Source organism: Anabaena sp. AL09, assembly GCF_001672255.1.
GTDB classification, from domain to species: domain Bacteria; phylum Cyanobacteriota; class Cyanobacteriia; order Cyanobacteriales; family Nostocaceae; genus Dolichospermum; species Dolichospermum lemmermannii.
The window spans coordinates 1-18,047 of the sequence record NZ_LJOQ01000047.1 but is presented as its reverse complement, the minus strand read 5'-3'; the positions used below and the strand labels follow the sequence as shown (position 1 = coordinate 18,047).

General features: G+C 38.7%; 16 protein-coding genes and 1 pseudogene. 8 read left to right on the top strand and 9 right to left on the bottom strand.

The window, feature by feature from the left end; translation table 11 throughout:
- The first annotated feature begins 98 nt into the window (after positions 1-98).
- Entirely contained in the window at positions 99-578 is a 480-nt protein-coding gene (locus tag AN490_RS09645; RefSeq protein ID WP_271820904.1) for a molybdenum cofactor biosynthesis protein MoaE, read from the top strand.
- Between the two features lie 150 nt (positions 579-728).
- Here AN490_RS09645 and AN490_RS09640 read toward each other — a convergent pair whose 3' ends face one another.
- Positions 729-1,043, bottom strand: a complete 315-nt coding sequence (locus AN490_RS09640; RefSeq protein WP_015079740.1) for a YkvA family protein — start codon at positions 1,041-1,043, stop codon at positions 729-731.
- A gap of 188 nt (positions 1,044-1,231) precedes the next feature.
- Here AN490_RS09640 and AN490_RS09635 point away from each other — a divergent pair, with 188 nt between their 5' ends.
- The 5 genes from AN490_RS09635 to AN490_RS09615 all read left to right on the top strand — a co-directional run bounded on the left by AN490_RS09635 (position 1,232) and on the right by AN490_RS09615 (position 7,095).
- Positions 1,232-2,071: a MotA/TolQ/ExbB proton channel family protein gene (locus AN490_RS09635; RefSeq protein WP_015079741.1), complete on the top strand. Its 840-nt coding sequence runs from the start codon at positions 1,232-1,234 to the stop codon at positions 2,069-2,071.
- Positions 2,061-2,693 (top strand): biopolymer transporter ExbD, encoded by a 633-nt coding sequence (locus AN490_RS09630; protein WP_300002351.1) that lies wholly within the window; start codon positions 2,061-2,063, stop codon positions 2,691-2,693. The genes AN490_RS09635 and AN490_RS09630 overlap by 11 nt, the downstream gene beginning before the upstream one ends.
- A gap of 113 nt (positions 2,694-2,806) precedes the next feature.
- On the top strand, positions 2,807-3,799 hold the full coding sequence (locus tag AN490_RS09625) for a zinc-dependent alcohol dehydrogenase family protein (protein WP_300002348.1): 993 nt from the start codon (positions 2,807-2,809) through the stop codon (positions 3,797-3,799).
- 16 nt (positions 3,800-3,815) lie between these two features.
- A complete protein-coding gene (locus tag AN490_RS09620; RefSeq protein ID WP_300002345.1) occupies positions 3,816-6,104 on the top strand; it encodes a pentapeptide repeat-containing protein in 2,289 nt (762 codons plus the stop codon).
- Between the two features lie 118 nt (positions 6,105-6,222).
- Entirely contained in the window at positions 6,223-7,095 is an 873-nt protein-coding gene (locus tag AN490_RS09615) for an S-methyl-5'-thioadenosine phosphorylase (protein WP_300002342.1), read from the top strand.
- Positions 7,096-7,121: 26 nt separating this feature from the next.
- On the opposite strand, the gene AN490_RS09610 is transcribed toward AN490_RS09615, so the two are convergent.
- The 3 genes from AN490_RS09610 to AN490_RS09600 form a co-directional block, all read right to left on the bottom strand.
- A complete protein-coding gene (locus AN490_RS09610) occupies positions 7,122-7,412 on the bottom strand; it encodes a type II toxin-antitoxin system RelE/ParE family toxin (protein WP_300002339.1) in 291 nt (96 codons plus the stop codon).
- Complete coding sequence (locus tag AN490_RS09605) at positions 7,412-7,747, bottom strand: hypothetical protein (protein WP_300002336.1); 336 nt, start codon at positions 7,745-7,747, stop codon at positions 7,412-7,414. Before AN490_RS09605 ends, AN490_RS09610 begins: the two co-directional genes overlap by 1 nt.
- Before the next feature lie 72 nt (positions 7,748-7,819).
- The gene (locus tag AN490_RS09600) at positions 7,820-8,332 is read right to left on the bottom strand and encodes a hypothetical protein (protein ID WP_300002333.1); all 513 of its coding nucleotides are present in this window, start codon (positions 8,330-8,332) and stop codon (positions 7,820-7,822) included.
- Between the two features lie 238 nt (positions 8,333-8,570).
- Here AN490_RS09600 and AN490_RS09595 point away from each other — a divergent pair.
- Positions 8,571-8,702: pseudogene (locus tag AN490_RS09595) on the top strand (magnesium-protoporphyrin IX monomethyl ester cyclase); the annotation flags it as partial.
- Positions 8,703-8,837: 135 nt separating this feature from the next.
- On the opposite strand, the gene AN490_RS09590 reads toward AN490_RS09595, so the two are convergent.
- From AN490_RS09590 to radA, 5 genes are all read right to left on the bottom strand, one after another.
- Positions 8,838-9,560 (bottom strand): Uma2 family endonuclease, encoded by a 723-nt coding sequence (locus tag AN490_RS09590; RefSeq protein WP_300002330.1) that lies wholly within the window; start codon positions 9,558-9,560, stop codon positions 8,838-8,840.
- An 83-nt stretch (positions 9,561-9,643) separates the two neighbouring features.
- On the bottom strand, positions 9,644-11,788 hold the full coding sequence (locus AN490_RS09585; protein WP_300002327.1) for a caspase family protein: 2,145 nt from the start codon (positions 11,786-11,788) through the stop codon (positions 9,644-9,646).
- A 75-nt stretch (positions 11,789-11,863) separates the two neighbouring features.
- Positions 11,864-13,045 (bottom strand): sulfate adenylyltransferase, encoded by a 1,182-nt coding sequence (gene sat / locus AN490_RS09580; RefSeq protein WP_300002324.1) that lies wholly within the window; start codon positions 13,043-13,045, stop codon positions 11,864-11,866.
- Between the two features lie 369 nt (positions 13,046-13,414).
- Complete coding sequence (locus tag AN490_RS09575; RefSeq protein WP_300002321.1) at positions 13,415-15,310, bottom strand: RNA-binding domain-containing protein; 1,896 nt, start codon at positions 15,308-15,310, stop codon at positions 13,415-13,417.
- A gap of 225 nt (positions 15,311-15,535) precedes the next feature.
- Positions 15,536-17,050, bottom strand: coding sequence for a DNA repair protein RadA (radA, locus tag AN490_RS09570; RefSeq protein WP_300002318.1), 1,515 nt, complete (start codon positions 17,048-17,050; stop codon positions 15,536-15,538).
- A gap of 170 nt (positions 17,051-17,220) precedes the next feature.
- Here radA and rpaB point away from each other — a divergent pair, with 170 nt between their 5' ends.
- Entirely contained in the window at positions 17,221-17,949 is a 729-nt protein-coding gene (rpaB, locus tag AN490_RS09565) for a response regulator transcription factor RpaB (RefSeq protein WP_148765483.1), read from the top strand.
- The last annotated feature ends 98 nt before the right edge of the window (positions 17,950-18,047 follow it).

Here is an 18,047-nt window from a genome sequence, read left to right as displayed (position 1 = left end):
GGATACCACCTTCACTAACTCAGTTGGTGATGTTATACTAGATATTCACGATATCTCAGATGTCGGGGAATGTCTCGGTTAAAAGTATCAGAATGTAAATGATCACAACTAAACCCAGGGTTGAAGATAGTTTTGGGATGACATTAGCACCATTGTCTGTGGAAGAAATCTACAGTCAGGCAGATAATCCTGCTAATGGTGCGGTGGTAGTAATGAGTGGTATGGTTCGTAATCAAACTGATGGTAAGTCTGTGGTAGCTTTGGAATATCAAGCTTATGAACCAATGGCTTTGCAGATATTTTATCAAATTGCTGATGATATTCGGCATCAATGGCCTGAGGTGAGTCGAGTGGTGATATATCATCGCATTGGTAGATTGTCTGTTGGGGAAATTAGTGTGATTGTGGCTATCGGTTGTCCTCATCGTGGTGAGGCTTTTGCCGCTTGTGAGTATGCTATTAATACATTAAAACACAATGCGCCGATTTGGAAAAAGGAACACTATAGCTTGCTGGGTGAAGATGGTTCTCCAATAGCAGAGTCTAGTTGGGTATCTATTAAAGATTGTAAACACTGAGAAACCAAGAAAAATACATTGGTTATTGATTGTAATATAGGTTGGGTTGTTCGCGTCAACGTTGCGAAGCAATGGAACTAAACCCCATATTAACCATAAGATACCAATAAATGGTGTTGGGTTTCCTTGGGTCAACCCAACCTACTAATACTACTTAACAGGGATAGAATCAACATCCACAGTTTCGCCAGCCGCAGGGGCATGATTAGCCGGATTGCTGGTACTATTTTCTACAGTTCCTTTTTTGGCCTTCCAACCATCAAGAACTAAGGAAGAAACTTCGGAAACGAATAAACTTAACAATAAAACATCATCAATTTGGCCAATAATAGGAATAAAATCTGGAGAAATATCTAAAGGACTAATTAAATAGGCTACCGTGCCGATAATTATCCACCAACGGTATTTAGGATTGCGTAGAGTGTTCCGATACCATGTGTACAGGGATTGAATTGAGAAGTTCATGTTCTTAACCTCCAGTGATTTTTTTATTTTGGCAAATAATCCTCTAAACTCCCGGTGGGAATAACCGTCATATTGTGTATAGAAGATGTTACTCCTGAGTAATTAGTTAGAAAAGTTTGTGAGTAATGCAAAACTCTCTAAAATGAAAATGCTTTGACTATTAGGAATGGAGAGAGGAAACCCACACAGTGGATATTTTAGATTTATTTAAGAAAGGCGGGCCCTCCATGTGGCCTTTGCTAGTTTTATCAGTCCTATCAGTAAGTGTGATTTTTGAACGGCTGTGGTTCTGGTTACGGATTCTTGCTCAGGAAAAAGAAATAGTCAATCGGGTTCTGGATGCTGCTGGTGAGGATTGGGGCATCGCTGAAGCAATAGCTGAACAAGCCAAAAATCAGCCCATTGGCAGATTTTTATACGCACCTTTAAGCTTACAAAAAAGTGATCCAGAAACCTTTAGATTAGCCCTAGAATCCACCGCAGCGGACGAAATAGCCGGAATGCGCCGGGGTGAAAAACTTTTAGAAGCGGTGATTGCCCTTTCGCCACTGTTAGGATTATTGGGTACAGTTCTGGGTTTGATTCGTTCTTTAGGTGCAATTCGCATTGGTGATTTGGGAACTGAATCTACAGCCGGTGTCACCACGGGGATTGGGGAATCGTTAATTAGTACAGCAGCGGGATTAATAGTAGCGATCGCCAGCTTAGTATTTTACCGCCTATTTCAGAGTTTTGTTGTTAACCAAGTTAAAATTTTCAACAAAGCTGGTAATGAAATGGAACTGCTTTACCGTCAATATCCTCCCGAACCTAAAACAATTAACACAGAAAGATTCTCAAAACGTACCTCTAAAAATTTCGATTCATCTTCTCAGTTAGAATCAAAAACATTTATCCAAGAACCGGAAAATGAGCCAGATGATACAGATAATTACAGTTTAAACCTTGGAAATTCAGCAAATTTACCAGATGACAAGGTTGATAATGCCAATTTGAAATCTGGAGAAAAACAAGAAGATGAAAGTTAAGCTAGATACTCCCAGTGAAGACGTTCAGATTCAAATTATCCCCTTAATTGATGTTGTTTTTTGTATTCTGACATTCTTTCTCTTAGCAGCTTTACAATTTACTCGTCAACAAGCAATTAATGTTGACTTACCCAAAGCTAGTACAGGGGAAAATTCTGCGGCTAATTCCCAAATTAAAAGCAAAATATTACCTGTAACAATTGATGCTATTGGATTGACTTACATCGAAAAAGAACCTGTGAAACAGGAAGAATTAGAAGCACGTTTAAAACAATATATCCAAGCCAATCCAGATGGAATTTTAGTATTGAATGCGTCGCGGACAGCTACTTATAACGACGTGATTCAAACATTGGATTTGCTGAGAAAAGTAGGAGGAAATCGTGTATCTTTGGGAATTATCCCCGGTTCATCTCAACCACTGACAAATTCACCCAATTTCCCAACTCCTCCCATACCTAATAATCCCACCACCCCAGGAATTAACTCACCTGACAATTTGAGGTCTTTACCACCGGTTAACCCAAATCCCCTTCCCACAGCCGGGAACGGAATTAACCCTGGTACTTTACCTCAAGCACCTGTAACACCAGAAACAAATAATGCTTCTCCTCAAAATTAAAACCATTTTGTGAGAAATTTTGGATATTTCTTCCCCATATTTTCCTCAATAATTAGGAATTTATGGGGATATTTTTAGATAAATTTAAATAAGTGCATTTAGGAGAAAAAACCATGAAAGTGATATTAATGACAGCAGCGGGTAAACCGGAAGTTTTAGAATTACAAGAAGTTCCCCAACCCATACCCACAAATAAAGAAATTTTAGTCAGAATTTTAGCGGCTGGTGTTAATCCCATTGACACAAAATTACGTCAACGGGGGACATTTTACCCTGAACAAATGCCAGCTATCTTAGGATGTGATGGTGCAGGTATAGTGGAAGCTGTGGGTAATGATGTCCAAAAATTTGGCGTTGGTGACGAAGTATATTTTTGCTATGGTGGTTTGGGTGCAAAATCTGGAAATTATGCAGAATATACCATTGTTGATGAAAGATTTGTAGCCTTTAAACCCAAATCGGTTTCTTTCACCGCAGCAGCAGCAGCACCTCTGGTTTTAATCACTGCTTGGGAAGCTTTATATGAACGGGGAAGACTTGAACCAGGAGAAAAGGTATTAGTTCATGCTGGTGCAGGTGGTGTTGGTCATGTGGCTATTCAATTGGCTAAACTCAAAGGTGCAGAGGTAGCGACTACGGTTGGTTCTCTAGAAAAGGCTAATTTTGTCACTCAACTTGGTGCGGATAAAATCATTTTTTACAAGGAAACTGATTTTGTCGCATCTGTATTAGAGTGGACTAATGGTGAAGGTGTAGATTTAGTTTTTGATACTGTTGGTGGTGATACTTTTGAAAAATCTTTTCCCGCAGTGCGACTTTATGGGGATATTGTGACTATTCTTGAACCGAAAGCTAACACTGTTTGGAAAGTTGCTAGAAATAGAAATATCCGCATTGGTTTAGAATTAATGTTAACACCGATGTTGTTAGGAAATGTGGAAGCGTTAATACATCATGGAGATATTTTACAAGAATGTGCTAATTGGATAGATGAAGGGAAGTTAAAAATTGAAGTTAGTCAGACGTTCCCTTTAGCGTCAGCAGCAAAAGCACACGCTTTAGTGGAAACTGGTTCTGTGCTGGGTAAGGTTGTTTTATTGAATTAATCATTAAGTAGGAAATTTGTTGAGATTGTTTTGTCACTTCAGTTATTTACAAAGATGGGATTTTTCTCAACTTTGGCAAATAAAAAACACCGTTAAAAAAATAAACTTATTATCTGCGAAATTAGGAAAAATCATCATATCTAATTCCGCAGTAATATTGTTTATTTGTATATTTGCTATATTTTTATTTCCTATTCCTACTTTTGCAGTCCCAAATGAACCCATAACTTTAACTTGGGAATTATTACAAGAACGAGTTAAAACACCAATTTTGCGAGATGGTAATTTAACTGTAGATTTAAGGAAAATGGTAATTGATTTACGTCCAGAAAATGATATTTTCCGGGATGATTTTTACCAATTACTCAGAAAAGAATTACAAAAAACTGGTGCGACGGCTTTGGGTTTAGATTTGAGTAATTCTGTAATTGAAGGTGATTTTTATGGGAGTGATTTGGGTTTAAGAACTCCTGTTTATGCTCAAGGTATAGCCCAAATTTTCACACCTATGGAACGGGAACAGTTAGAAAGTTTACGTTCTGTATGTTTGCAATCTTTAACAAGGGCTTTTCCTAATTCTAAAGATTGTAAATCTTTGTTGAATAATCAGTCAAATAATTCTAGTAGTATTTCTGTGTTTCGTGGGGCTTTAATCATGGTAGAAAGTCGTTTTAATGGTGAGGTAAAATTTCCGAATACGTTCTTTCTGCAATCTGTAAATGTTCAAGGGGCAAATTTTTTAAAACCTACTAATTGGGAGGAATCAAGATTTAGTAGAACTGTGAGTTTTAATGGGGCTATTTTTCACGCTCTTAGTAGTTTTCAAGGTAGCATTTTCTTTGATAAAGCTAATTTTCAAAATATCAAATTTCTAGATGCTGCTAATTTCCAAGGTGATGTATTTTGTGATGATGCAAAATTTAATCAAGGAAAATTTCAACAAATAGTTAGGTTTAATAGTAGTTATTGGCAAAAAAATGCTGATTTTTCTAGTGTGATTTTTAATAATCAAGTAAATTTTAATAGAGCTAATTTTCATCAATTTCTATTCATGAAAGATGCTATTTTTAAACAAGGACTAATTTTTCGAGAATCTGAGTTTAATCAATCTGTGGATTTGCAAAGTGCAAGTATTCTTAATCAAGCTGATTTTAGTGATGTTAACTTTGCGGAAACAGCATTTTTAAATGTTTCTGATTTGGTGTTTAATTCTAATCAAGCGAAAATTTTAGGTAATGTTGGAGAAATTGGCAAAAAGTTGATTGTCCCCACTTTACGCGGTAATCAAAATATTTTGCGGAATTTAAGTCAAAATTTCCGGTTACAACAGCAGGTTAGTGATGCAAATCAGTTAGAATATACAAAACAACGGTTAAGGTTAATTGAATTAAGTCATCAGTTGATAGCTATTAATATTAATACTGCTGCTGTGAATAGGTTGATAAATTTAGGTTTTTCCGCAACCCAAGCGGCTGAAATTCATCAATATCGTCAAATCAAACATTTTCGGAATATTAGCGAGTTACTAGTTTTAGCAGATGTGGATTTAGAAATATATAATCAGTTAAGTGATAGAATTATTGCCACTGAACCTCTGGTTTTTAGTGGGTGGGTAGTTAGATCTTTAAGTTGGTTGTTATTGAGTTTATTATTGTTGTTAAGTGGTTATGGGACAAACTTTTGGTTAGTATTTGGTGTGGGTGGTGTAGTTATTTCCTGTTTTGGTGTATTATTTTGGTTAGTTGATCGCTATCGTCGTTTGTCTCCTGTAGCAATTGTTCCTAGATATTATGAAACTGTTTGCATATTATTGAGTTTTATTTGTTTAATATCTGGTAGTTTATTAGCAATTTTTCGGAATTCTGGGAATCCTTGGTTAACTCTACTGTGTTTATTTTTCATTATTTTTCCCTTACCTGGAATTTTATTATGGCGACTTTATCAACAAGGACGTTATCATGATTTAATGGATATTTCCTATTTTCGAGAAGATGGAACATTAAGACAATTGAGATTATTAATTGGGAGATTACCAGTTATTCCTAGAAATCCTAGTTTCCGGGAAAGATATATGCCGCTATTATGGGATAAACGTTGGAATTGGCTGAATTATTATGATTTTAGTTTGAATAATTTGGTGAGATTAGGATTTAATGATATCCGTTTACGTGATGAACATTTACCAGGAATTATCTCTACTCTGGCTTGGTATCAATGGAGTTTAGGGTTACTTTATATTATTCTCGCTGGTTGGACTCTCTCGCGGACAATTCCCGGCTTGAATTTATTGATTTATCTCAAATAGATTGAAAATTTTTCAACTTTTATAAAAACAAGAACTTTATTTTTTACCGAATATTCTTGTACAATATACAGACGGTAAAATTACTTATTAGTCCCATTCATCACAAGGTTGATAATTTATGACAGTAGCTAAAATCGGCATCATTGGTGGAAGCGGTCTATATAAAATGGAAGCACTGAAAGATGTGGAGGAAATAGAAATTTCTACCCCTTTTGGTTCACCGTCAGATGCGATTATTCTCGGAACTTTAGAGGAAACACGAGTGGCATTTTTAGCGCGTCATGGTCGTAATCATACGTTGTTACCTTCGGAGTTGCCATTTCGGGCTAATATTTACGCTATGAAGCAATTGGGGGTAGAATACCTGATTTCTGCTAGTGCTGTGGGTTCTTTGAAGGCTGAAGCTAAACCCCTAGATATGGTAATTCCCGATCAATTTATTGACCGAACCAAGAATCGCATTTCTACCTTCTTTGGTGAGGGAATTGTGGCGCATATTGCTTTTGGTGAGCCGATTTGCCATAATTTGGCGGGGGTTTTGGCTGAAGCGATCGCTTCTTTAAGTTTACCAGATGTCACATTACATGATGGTGGTACTTACGTATGTATGGAGGGACCGGCTTTTTCTACTCAGGCTGAATCTCATCTCTATCGGAGTTGGGATGCTACAGTCATCGGGATGACAAATTTACCCGAAGCGAAGTTAGCACGGGAAGCGGAAATCGCTTATGCAACCTTGGCGCTGGTGACGGATTATGATTGTTGGCATCCTGATCATGATAGTGTAACGGTGGAAATGGTAATTGGGAATTTACATAAAAATGCAGCAAATGCACAAAAGGTAATTCAAGAAACTGTGAAGCGGTTGAGTGCAAATCCTCCTGCTAGTGAGGCGCATTCGGCTTTGAAATATGCGATTTTGACGAATTTGGAGAAAGCACCAGCAGCAACTAAGGAGAAGTTGGCTTTGTTGTTAGAGAAGTATTTGTAAGGGAATAGGGAATGAGAACTGACTGACTAAATCGGTCTATTCTCTCGCCCATGATAGATGCGTAAAATAATCACATCATCTTCGAGAATAGCGTAGTGAATAATATAGCCGTATTTACCAAAAGAAACTAAAAGTTTTCGTAATCCTGCTACGTCATCTACAATCGCGCCTCGATGTGGATTTTGCTGTAGAGTATCGCTAGAAGAGATTATTGTTTGTACTGCGCGTGCTGCTGCGTTAACATCATTAAGTGCGATAAAATCGTAATGACGATTTAAGTCGTTAATTGCACTTTCTGTCCAAACTATCTGAGACATCAGCGTTCTTGATTAATTCCTAAGCTATTTACCCATTCCCGCACTCGTTCATGTTCCACTCCTGAACCCGTGCGACGGTAGGCTTCTAGCGCAGATTTACTTTGCTGAATCATGTCGGCTTCAGTGAGAGGTTGAAAATTTAGTTCTGCATCTATTTCGCCATACTCAAGTGATTCTTCTGTGGTTTGAGTAGGTTTATTTGTCAGCAACCGCTCAAAATCTTCTAATTCCCCAGATGTACCAGTTAGCCATGTTAAGAGAAGGGTTTTTACTTGTTCTCCAGGTAATGGTTGAAGATGATCTAGAATTTGTTGTCTAACATTACTCGCTATCATAAGTTTTTGATTTTTGTGGTAGCTTTGCCTTCAATATAACATTTTTGGCGTTGGTGATAGATAGCCATATCATTAATCCCACCAATAAGTAATAACTACAGCATCTCGCTGTTGCCAAAGCGACTCACCTTCCAAACCTGCTTCCAATCTCATTCGTAACTGGCGACTTAGTCGCAAACCATATTCTTCATTATTACCATCAGTAATATCCACTGAATCTGCACGCCACTTTTTACCCAAATCCAAAAGCTGAGACACGATAGTATCTTGGTTTTCTGTCAAAATGTAGAGGGTATCCCCAGGATAAGCTACAAAGTGGATTATACTCGATTCTGGCATCGGGCGATAATTTGCCATTGCCAATAAGGTATCTACCAAACCACCAAAACTTAAACCATGTTCATCTGCTGCAAAAATTGGTTTCGTAAACAGAAAACTTGCCCATAGATGAGAATGTTGGCTAAGATCCCTAACAACCTCCTCCCCATTAAACTCATTAAAGCGACGTTGCCACACCAAAGCTGCAAAAAGTTCCTGGGGACTGTATTCTTGAGCTAGGGTTTGAATATTAGCTAAGTTCAACATAGAGAATTAATAACAGTTTGATTAAGTAGGTTGGCGTTAAAAATTGTCGTTATGGTAAGAGGATGTTTGAAAAGTGGTATTCCGTAATTTTCATCACATTGCTACCCCCCCAGTTCCCTCCCCTTTACAAGGGGAGGGTTAGGGTGGGGTAAAAAATATTTGATACATCAACCATAACTTTTCAAACACCCTCTAAGGGAACAGAAAAGAGGTTTTCAGCCTCCTAATTATAGGAACGGGCGATTTTAAACTATCTTTAGATTTAGGTGAAGTAACCAAAACCCGCATCTATACATTTTCCCCCTTAGAATGGGTGCTTTACAGTGTTTATTTATCAGAAGAAATTGGTTATTGGCATTATATCATTATTGTACAAAATTATCTGCGTTCATCTGCGTTTATCCTCTTCCATCTGCGGTTAATTCTTTATTGTTGTACCTCACTTGAATGGGAATTACTATAAAAGATCCTCAACATTCTAAAAAGTCGAGGATCTTCATGAAAATTAGTCAGAAATGCCAGCATCTCGAAGGCGTTTTTCTAACTCTTCCAAACGTTTTAAGGCAGTTTCTTTAGCAAGTCGTTCTTGTTGCACTAACTCAGAACCCCAAAGTAGCAAATTACCATCTTGATCCCACCAGCGTAACCAGTAACCTTGACGGTTTTCGCGTTTTCCTTGCCAAACACCAATAAATAATTCCATTTCAGTTAACCAGTAACGGTTATTTTCATCTGAGAAACGCAATTTATAGTGTCCATTTTCATGCAAGTTATATATTTCTAATTCACCGATATCTGGTTGAAAAATAATGTAATTAGGAACTTGTAAAACTTGTTCATAATAAAACCATTTTCCGGGGGGATAGGTGTGTTTATTAGAATATTCACTACCATCGGTATCAGAAAGAAATTCCATGACCACCGCAGGAATTTGTCCCTGTTTGTGGGGGGTGTAACTGCGTTGGATTTGTTCTCTAGGCACTGTAATTTGCGGCACGTAAGCCCAGTCAGGGGCTTTGATGACAAATTTGCCATTAACTGTGGCGCAGATGCCGTAATTGGTGGTAGCAAGGGCAGTTTCTGGAAGTTTGCCAGCGAGTTCTAGGCTTTCTGTGAGTGCTGCTGCTAGACTGGGTTGATTGACATTATCCACAGGTTCATTGTCTAAAACAAAGTCTTCAGGTAAGAGTTCCCAAGTGATATTGGTGGTGGAAGCACTTACAACCATAGGAAACACAAATAAGGGATTAAGTTCTAGTATATAGTTATTCTCAATCAAATGTGAACAGGACAATAATGAAATCCCTACCTCTAAACAACCTGAAAACTAAAGTTCAAACTTGCCCAATTATTCACATCCAAAACATAAGCATCATTGATGTCAGTTGTAACATTACTAGCATTATGTAAATCTTGTAATATGGCTTGGGCAACTTCTAAAGGGTTGACAATGGGACTAATAGCCTGTTGATCTGTGGTAGGATATTTAGCGATCGCTAATGCCGTGAGAGTTTCCTTAAATGGTGCTGTACTCAGAATAATTTGGTGTTCACAAAAAGTATAACGAGTGGGCAGTAACCAGCCAGCTATCGGGTGGTTCTCTGGAATTTTGACAGTTTTACCCGGAGGAATCAGAACTTCCATTAATTGAGGTTTGGTAGGAGGAATATCTGTTTCTGGAAAAACTTCCCAAGGATAAAAAGCAAAGGCATTTTGATTATTATTTAAACCCACCAAAATTAAGTATATCGGGCGATCGCTCAAATTTTCAATTTTATATTGCCAGCGACTACCTACAGGAATTGTCGGCATAGCTATTTCTTCATAGCCAGGTGTTTGCAAAGTGTTATCAATACTTGCAGTCCCCAAAGTATCCCTCACCATAAAAACACGGGGTAAAACGTTGTTAACAATCTCTAAAGTTGCCCTCACAGGTAAACGCGAAGAACCTTTATTTTCTGTCAACTGCCACAACTTTGATGCTAACAGAGTAGAAAATTTTGGTTTTAATCGCTGTACTGCCACCTTCACCGCTTCCCCAACTTCCCCTATCGTATTAATAATCAATTCACCACCCAGGCAAAAAAGACCATAACGGCTGGGGACTTGGGCAACTTTACCAAACACATAATCAGCAGTTTCTTCTACAGTAGCAATATTAGCAATCCGGTTAATTCCTGAAAAAACACTAGTAGCATCTACCCGTTCAATTCTTTCCAAACCCTGATCTAAAGCCACATTAAGATGAATATTTCGAGGTAATACCCGAATAACTTCTTGAACTATTTGCCCAACTTGAGGTAAGTTAGTAATTTCTTTATTTGTAAATTGGGCTTTAGCTATTAACCCACTTCGTGATTTAACAACTAACTCTTCTCCCGTATCCAGAGTTAACCGAGAATTTACGCCATAATTTGTGAGAACTTGAGTAGGTAATCCTCCTAACCATAATTTGACTGTTTTGCCATCATCATCTATGGCTTGAACTACACCAATACTTCTCAATTTATCAATCGGAAAATAATCAACAATTAAAGCATTTTGAGATTTTTTTGGCTCATTTACCAGACTTGGTTGTTGTTTTCCACCTAACTGATACATGGAAGTAGCAACACCAGCAAGAAAAATTGGGATTGTTTTGGCTGGGATAGTTTCCCACAAATATTGAGTTAAAGCATAAGTTAATAATCCCGCAGTCCAATTAGAGAAAAGAAATTCTCCGGCTTGCTGATTTAGTTCTGAAGTCGCATTGATAATCAGAGGATTATTATTAGCTGATTTATGATTTTTCAGTTGTGATAGAAATTCTAATTCTTCTATTTGTAAAGTTGCTGTTGATAATTCTGGACGGGTACGCATTCGTAAACCAGTGGGTTTTAATTCACTAGGATGATAGTAGCTAGTATCTAATATTGCTGTGACTTGATTTGTTGGGAGCGATCGCAATAATAATAACAGAGTTTCTGCCAATAAATAGTTTCTCGAATTTGTCCCCAATAAATTATTTTCATCAACAGGAACTATGGCATTATAGATCCCCGACTTCTTCAAGAAGTCGGGGATCTGCTCATTTCCCAAATTAACACGAGTCCCATAACCAGAAAAATGGAAAATCACCACATCTCCAGATTTGGCTTGCTTACCCAAGTGATCTAAAAAAGCATTTTCAATAAATTTTCTGCTGGCTTGTTCATCAGTTAAAGTCAGAATATCTGACGCTGCAAAGCCACAACGATTAATTAACAATTCTGTTTGCAATTCCACATCAGTTACACAACCACCAAGGGCAGGACTTTGTGGATATTGATTAATTCCTATCAATAATGCCAACTTCCGCTGATTAGGTTGTGCTAAAGCTTGGTAATAGGGATTACCCAAACTCAACCACTCAGTTTCAGCCACTCCCAATGCCGCTAATAAGCCGCTAATTTGTTGTAAAAACCCACGCCGTTTCATAATTAACAGTCAGACTCCAGCCCATTCTCATAGCTTAAAGGCTGAAGTCTGGAGAGTAAAGTTTTTGATCTTAATCTAAACTAATACAGGTGCAATCTGCATAGCCCGTGTTAACTCAGCCGCAACTTCTGGACGAGAAAATTCTGGTGGTGGTAATTCACCCCGACGTAACATTTCCCGCACCTTGGTTCCCGACAGATGAACCCGTTCCTCTGGTTTGCTAGGACTGGTTTTAGTTGTGGCCATTTGTTTGGTGCGCTTGCAATAGAAAGCGTGTTCAAACTTCATTGGTACAATTCCCAACTCTTCAGGGGCGAATTCATCAAAGATATATTGAGCGTCATAAGTGCCGTAGTAGTCACCCACACCAGCATGATCACGTCCGACAATAAAATGTGTACAGCCGTAATTTTTCCGCACTAAAGCATGGAAAATGGCTTCTCTAGGCCCAGCATAACGCATGGCTGCCGGGTTAATTGCCAAAATTACTCTATCTACAGGGTAATAATGTTCTAGTAAAATTTCATAACAACGCATCCGCACATCAGCAGCGATGTCATCTTCTTTTGTTGCCCCTACCAATGGGTGCAAAAATAGACCATCAACAGTTTCTAAAGCGCACTTTTGAATATATTCATGGGCGCGGTGGATAGGATTGCGAGTTTGGAAACCCACAATTGTTTTCCAGCCTTTTTCTCGAAACATTTCCCGTGACGCAGCCGGATCAATTTGGTAGCTGGGAAAATGGGGATGAGAGTCCCGTTGTAATAACCAGATATCACCAGCTAAGTTGATAGAACCTTGGTTATATACTACCTGCACCCCAGGATGTTTAGCATCATCAGTGCGATAAACATTTATGGCTTCTTGTTGTTTGTCGTAGGTATACTTTTGGGTCAGTTCCAATACCCCAATAAACTCGCCTCTGGGGTTATCCAGACGCACTAAACCGCCTGCTTGTAGAGGGGCTGCTACTTCTTCGGTTACAGACAGTGTAATGGGAATTGACCAGACAATACCGTTAGCTAACCGCATTTGGGTGACGACTCGGTTATAGTCTGCTTGGTTCATGAAACCAGTTAAAGGACTAAAACCACCAATGGCAATCATTTCTAAATCAGAAACTGCTCGTTCATCAAGTTCCACACGCGGTAAAAAGTCAGCCTTAGAGAGAAATACTTCTCTTTGTGCTGAGGAAGCAACCCGGTTAATTAACTCTCCACCGTGGGCGGCAATGGCATCTGGATGGTAACTCAACGTAATTTTTCCCTAGTTGTTGCAGACTATGTACTAAGTTACCAAATTATTGGTACACATTGTTAAATTTCTGTGAATTTTTTTCCTTTGCCGGTCGGAAAGGGTGAGATTAAGAAAAGATGGTGTATTTTACAACTGCTAATACTAGGATTGATAGGCATTTTACCTGTTATCAGTTGATTTACTCCAGTTAAGTTACTCTAAAACTAAGGCAGTTTCAGCCTGAAAAGTATGGCTACTATATCAATACTATTGACAAAACCCTGAAACCCTATTGATATCGTCACGATTTTATTGGGTTTCAGACATATTTAGGAAAATTGGCAATAGTATTACTATATAAAACCTGTTAGCCAAATGCAGTTATCCTCATCTTTCAGAACCGCTTTTGTTTTTAGGATTAGGTACTACTGCTTTTTTATACGCTTGCTGAGAATGATGTGGTTGTTCAGGATGCCGCAAATTTAATAAGCCTCGTCCTAACATTGGGTTGACATAATGAATACGAATGCTGTTTGGTGTTCTTCCCAGTAGTTCAGCTAATGTTCGGAGTGGTAGGTAATGTTCGGAGCAAAGTTCTAGAATAACCTGCTCTACAATCTGTTTATCAGCACGCCCTTTCTCTCGCACAGGGGCTGCAACATCTTCTAGCCGTTTGTAATGTTCGGAGCTTAATTCATAATGTTCGGAGCTTAATTCATAATGTTCGGAGCTTAATTCATAATGTTCGGAGCTTAATTCATAATGTTCGGAGCTTAAAATAAGTGAAGATAAATCAGGCTGATTTTGGTTTGCTAGAGTGTAGTGTGTTCCACGACCACGACCAGAGCTTTCTAACCAGCCTTTATTTACTAAGCGTTTAAGACATTCACCTATGTCTCTGGGATGCTCTCGACAATAAACTTGAATGTCAGTATTGCCAATATCTCCAAATTGATGAGCTAAAACTAAAATAATGCGGTCTAGTTCTGTAAGTTCACAGTAATTATCACCAACGATTTCTCTTAATTCTTTCTCAATATTTTCAGGAATAAAGCTTACCATTGGTAGTGCAACGGATGTGATCTCTAGCTCTAATTTCTCCGATACCAACGGAAGAAACCATTGTTGCTCATTCCATGCGCGGAGAATCTTTCCAAAACCTGAGCCAGCTTTATCACCTAAGCCAAGCATTTGAAACATTTTTTGCAAGTTGGGGTTACGAGCATCACTAATCCCACCCTCATAAAGTTGCTGAAGAGAAATTCTCAGACGGCCAGGATTGGAAAATAAAAAGCCATTTGTTGATTTAGTGATAATTAAAGGACGACTAGATTGATGATCCGCATGAATTAGAGCGTTGGAAAGTGCTTCTCGGAGGGCTTGATGTACATGAGTTTCTCCGCGTCGAACGGCATCTTGATCTAGTTGAAATGGAACGTTTATCTCATTGACTAGACGACCATAGACGCGATAATAGAAGTTAAAAAGATTAGGTTCCCATTTACCATCGAGTGTTAACCGATAAGTCCAACGGGTTTCCGGGTCATTAGAAAGTCGCTCTTGATAATCAATTTGATAGTGAGGAAGTGCGTCTAGAATACTGCGTTCACGACCAAACATCAATAATCCAGCTAGTGTAAGTCCTTCCTTTTTTGTAATGCGATCGCGTCGCCATCCACCTAATTGTATTAGCAAATTCTGCTCATCGAATGCCAACCAAGGGTGATCTGGTTCTCTGGAACTAAATCTTTGACGAAAAAATTTCAAAGTTTCAGTATCAATATCAGTTAAATCAAAACCTTCTAAAATCTGATTATCTTGAGGTTCATTACCAGCATCCCGTAACATTTGCTGCACTTCTTCTCGTGTACAACGGTAATCTCCTTCAAAATTACGTTTGAAAGTGCCAGTCATGGGATTGTTATTGATGTATACAGGACGCTGTTGACGTATAGCTTTAGGTACTCCGATAATCACTAAACTATGCGCGTTAAGCTCTAAAACTGTCACATCTGAATTTCTACAAATAGGAGTGCTAAGTTTTTGTGGATTATTATGACTATCCCAGAATTTTTTCAATAATACATCTGGATTGGGTACTCCAGATATTGTTAGCTCACCTTTTCCTTCACTCACACCCAGTACAATATGCCCTCCATCTGTATTCGCAAATGCGGATACAGTTTCCCATATATCATTGGGTAAACCACCAGATGCGGATTTGAACTCAATATCTTCGTCTTCTCCCAAGTTGATATGTTGAAGTAATTTTTCTGAATCCATGAACACACCTCTGTTGGTCAACTTTATCCATTATGGCTTAGTTAAATTTACAGTTTTCTGATGTAGTTCATGAAGTTCAAATAATTTTGCAATTAAGCTGTCACGCATCTAGTTTTTGAACCCAATCTGGGCTATAGGCGGGTTTCCACCTCCAAATTATACAATTTAAGTGCGCGACAGCTTAGTTAGGAAAAATTTAACGTACTGAATCATGTGATTTAGTTATTAATCCTCATCCGGGTCTAAATCTTCTTCTGTCAATTCTTGATGAGGGACAGCCGCAATAATGGCATCTATGACTTTACCTACTGGTAGTATCTCAATCCCAATCTCAGGGAATTTTGTCCCTTTAGGAACTATGGCTCTTTTAAATCCTAGTTTCGCGGCTTCTTTTAAGCGTAGTTCCATTTGGGAAACCGACCGCACTTGTCCCCCTAACCCTACTTCCCCAATTAAGACTGTACCAGGATCAACGATTCGATCGCGGAAACTGGCAACTATCGCTACTGCAATTCCTAAGTCTACCGCTGGTTCTTCTACATTTAATCCCCCCGCAGAAGCAACGTAGGAATCTAATTTGGACATAGGTATCCCTACACGCTTTTCTAAGACGGCGAGAATCTGCACTAAGCGATTATAATCTATGCCTGTACCCGCCCGACGAGGAGATGGGTAACTGGTAGGACTGACTAAAGCCTGTAATTCCACAACTATTGGTCTTGTTCCTTCACAAGCCACTACAATAGCCGTACCCGGAGCCGGATCATCACGGTTGCCCAAAAACAGTTCGGAAGGATTATCAACTTCCTTTAATCCTTGGGATACCATTTCAAATATACCAATTTCGTGGGTTGCTCCGAAACGGTTTTTTACAGTTCTTAATAATCTGTGGGAGGCAAAGCGATCGCCTTCAAAATATAATACGGTATCTACTAAATGTTCTAATACTTTGGGACCGGCGATCGCTCCTTCTTTGGTAACATGACCCACAATTAACATCGTAATATCTTCATGTTTTGCCACCTTCATCAAAGCTGCGGTACATTCCCTGACTTGAGCAACTGAACCCGGTGCTGATGTCAAAGCAGGAAAAAACACTGTTTGGATACTATCTATTACCGCTACATTTGGTTTTAGAGAATCTATTTCCCTCAGAATTTCTTCTAAATCCGTTTCTGGCAAAACATACAAATTTGCACCTATACTGTCAGGATCTATCGGTTTTTCCGGATCTTTGTTTTCAGGATCTTCCGTGACTAGCGTAGGTGGTTTTGACATTCCCAAACGAGAAGCACGCAATTTTACCTGTTGTCCAGATTCTTCTCCAGTCACATAGAGAATTCGGTATTTTTGCGCCAATTGGTTAGAAACTTGCAGTAGTAAAGTAGATTTACCGATACCAGGGTCGCCACCAATTAGCACCATCGAACCGGGAACAATTCCACCACCTAAAACTCGATCTAATTCCCCATAACCGGACTCCCAACGAGCAATTTGGCGATCGCTAATTTGGTCAAAAGTCAGAGAAGATCTGGCTTTAGCTGGTTTATTATGAGACTTACTATGACCTCCAGCTTGCCAATTTCCCACTCCAGACCGGCTAGGTATATCCCCGATAAAAGAACTAATATTTTGCTCAACTAAAGAATCGTAAGTGTCACAATTTGAACATTTTCCGAACCATTGAGAGAATTCCGCTGCACAACTACTACAGATATAAATGGTTTTTGGCTTTGCCATGCTTAAATTTTAGTTAATAATCTTAATTTTTCCTTAAATTTTGGAAAAAACGAAAATCTAATAATAGTAATAGTTAGAGCTTTTTCCAAATCAATTCAGGGAATGATATCTTAATATTATGATATTTAAAATTAATCATGAAAAATTTTAGTTAAGGAGCATGACAAAACTTGGAAAGTCATAAAGAAAAAATCCTGGTAGTAGACGACGAAGCCAGCATTCGGCGGATTTTGGAAACACGCCTTTCCATGATTGGCTACGATGTAGTGACAGCAGGAGATGGTGAGGAAGCTTTAGAAATATTTCGCAAAGCTGAACCAGACCTAGTAGTTTTAGATGTAATGATGCCAAAACTCGATGGTTATGGCGTTTGTCAAGAATTACGCAAAGAATCCGATGTCCCCATTATTATGCTCACCGCTTTGGGAGATGTGGCAGATCGCATCACCGGCTTAGAATTGGGTGCGGATGATTATGTCGTTAAACCCTTTTCACCCAAAGAACTAGAAGCACGGATTCGTTCAGTCTTGCGACGGGTGGACAAAACAGGTGCAAATGGTATTCCTAGTTCTGGGGTGATTCATGTCAGCACTATCAAAATTGATACAAATAAGCGTCAAGTTTATAAAGGTGATGAGCGCATTCGCTTAACCGGTATGGAATTTAGCTTATTAGAATTGTTAGTCAGTCGTTCTGGTGAAGCTTTTTCCCGCTCAGAAATTTTGCAGGAAGTATGGGGATATACTCCTGAACGCCATGTAGATACTCGCGTTGTGGATGTACATATCTCTCGTCTACGGGCAAAATTAGAAGATGATCCCAGCAACCCTGAACTAATTATCACCGCTAGAGGTACTGGTTATCTTTTCCAACGCATATTAGAACCAGGGGAAGAGTAGGAAGTTAGGTGAGAGCATAAATAAACGGAGTAATCTGTAGTTTATGTGAACCAAACCACTCAAAACATGAGTAAACGTTATCTAGGTCATAACACCTT

Coding starts and splice junctions, on each gene's coding strand:
- AN490_RS09645 (WP_271820904.1), top strand. CDS start 99: ATGATCACAACTAAACCCAGGGTTGAAGATAGTTTTGGGATGACATTA.
- AN490_RS09640 (WP_015079740.1), bottom strand. CDS start 1,043: ATGAACTTCTCAATTCAATCCCTGTACACATGGTATCGGAACACTCTA.
- AN490_RS09630 (WP_300002351.1), top strand. CDS start 2,061: ATGAAAGTTAAGCTAGATACTCCCAGTGAAGACGTTCAGATTCAAATT.
- AN490_RS09625 (WP_300002348.1), top strand. CDS start 2,807: ATGAAAGTGATATTAATGACAGCAGCGGGTAAACCGGAAGTTTTAGAA.
- AN490_RS09615 (WP_300002342.1), top strand. CDS start 6,223: ATGACAGTAGCTAAAATCGGCATCATTGGTGGAAGCGGTCTATATAAA.
- AN490_RS09610 (WP_300002339.1), bottom strand. CDS start 7,412: ATGTCTCAGATAGTTTGGACAGAAAGTGCAATTAACGACTTAAATCGT.
- AN490_RS09605 (WP_300002336.1), bottom strand. CDS start 7,747: ATGATAGCGAGTAATGTTAGACAACAAATTCTAGATCATCTTCAACCA.
- AN490_RS09600 (WP_300002333.1), bottom strand. CDS start 8,332: ATGTTGAACTTAGCTAATATTCAAACCCTAGCTCAAGAATACAGTCCC.
- AN490_RS09590 (WP_300002330.1), bottom strand. CDS start 9,560: ATGGTTGTAAGTGCTTCCACCACCAATATCACTTGGGAACTCTTACCT.
- AN490_RS09585 (WP_300002327.1), bottom strand. CDS start 11,788: ATGAAACGGCGTGGGTTTTTACAACAAATTAGCGGCTTATTAGCGGCA.
- AN490_RS09575 (WP_300002321.1), bottom strand. CDS start 15,310: ATGGATTCAGAAAAATTACTTCAACATATCAACTTGGGAGAAGACGAA.
- radA (WP_300002318.1), bottom strand. CDS start 17,050: ATGGCAAAGCCAAAAACCATTTATATCTGTAGTAGTTGTGCAGCGGAA.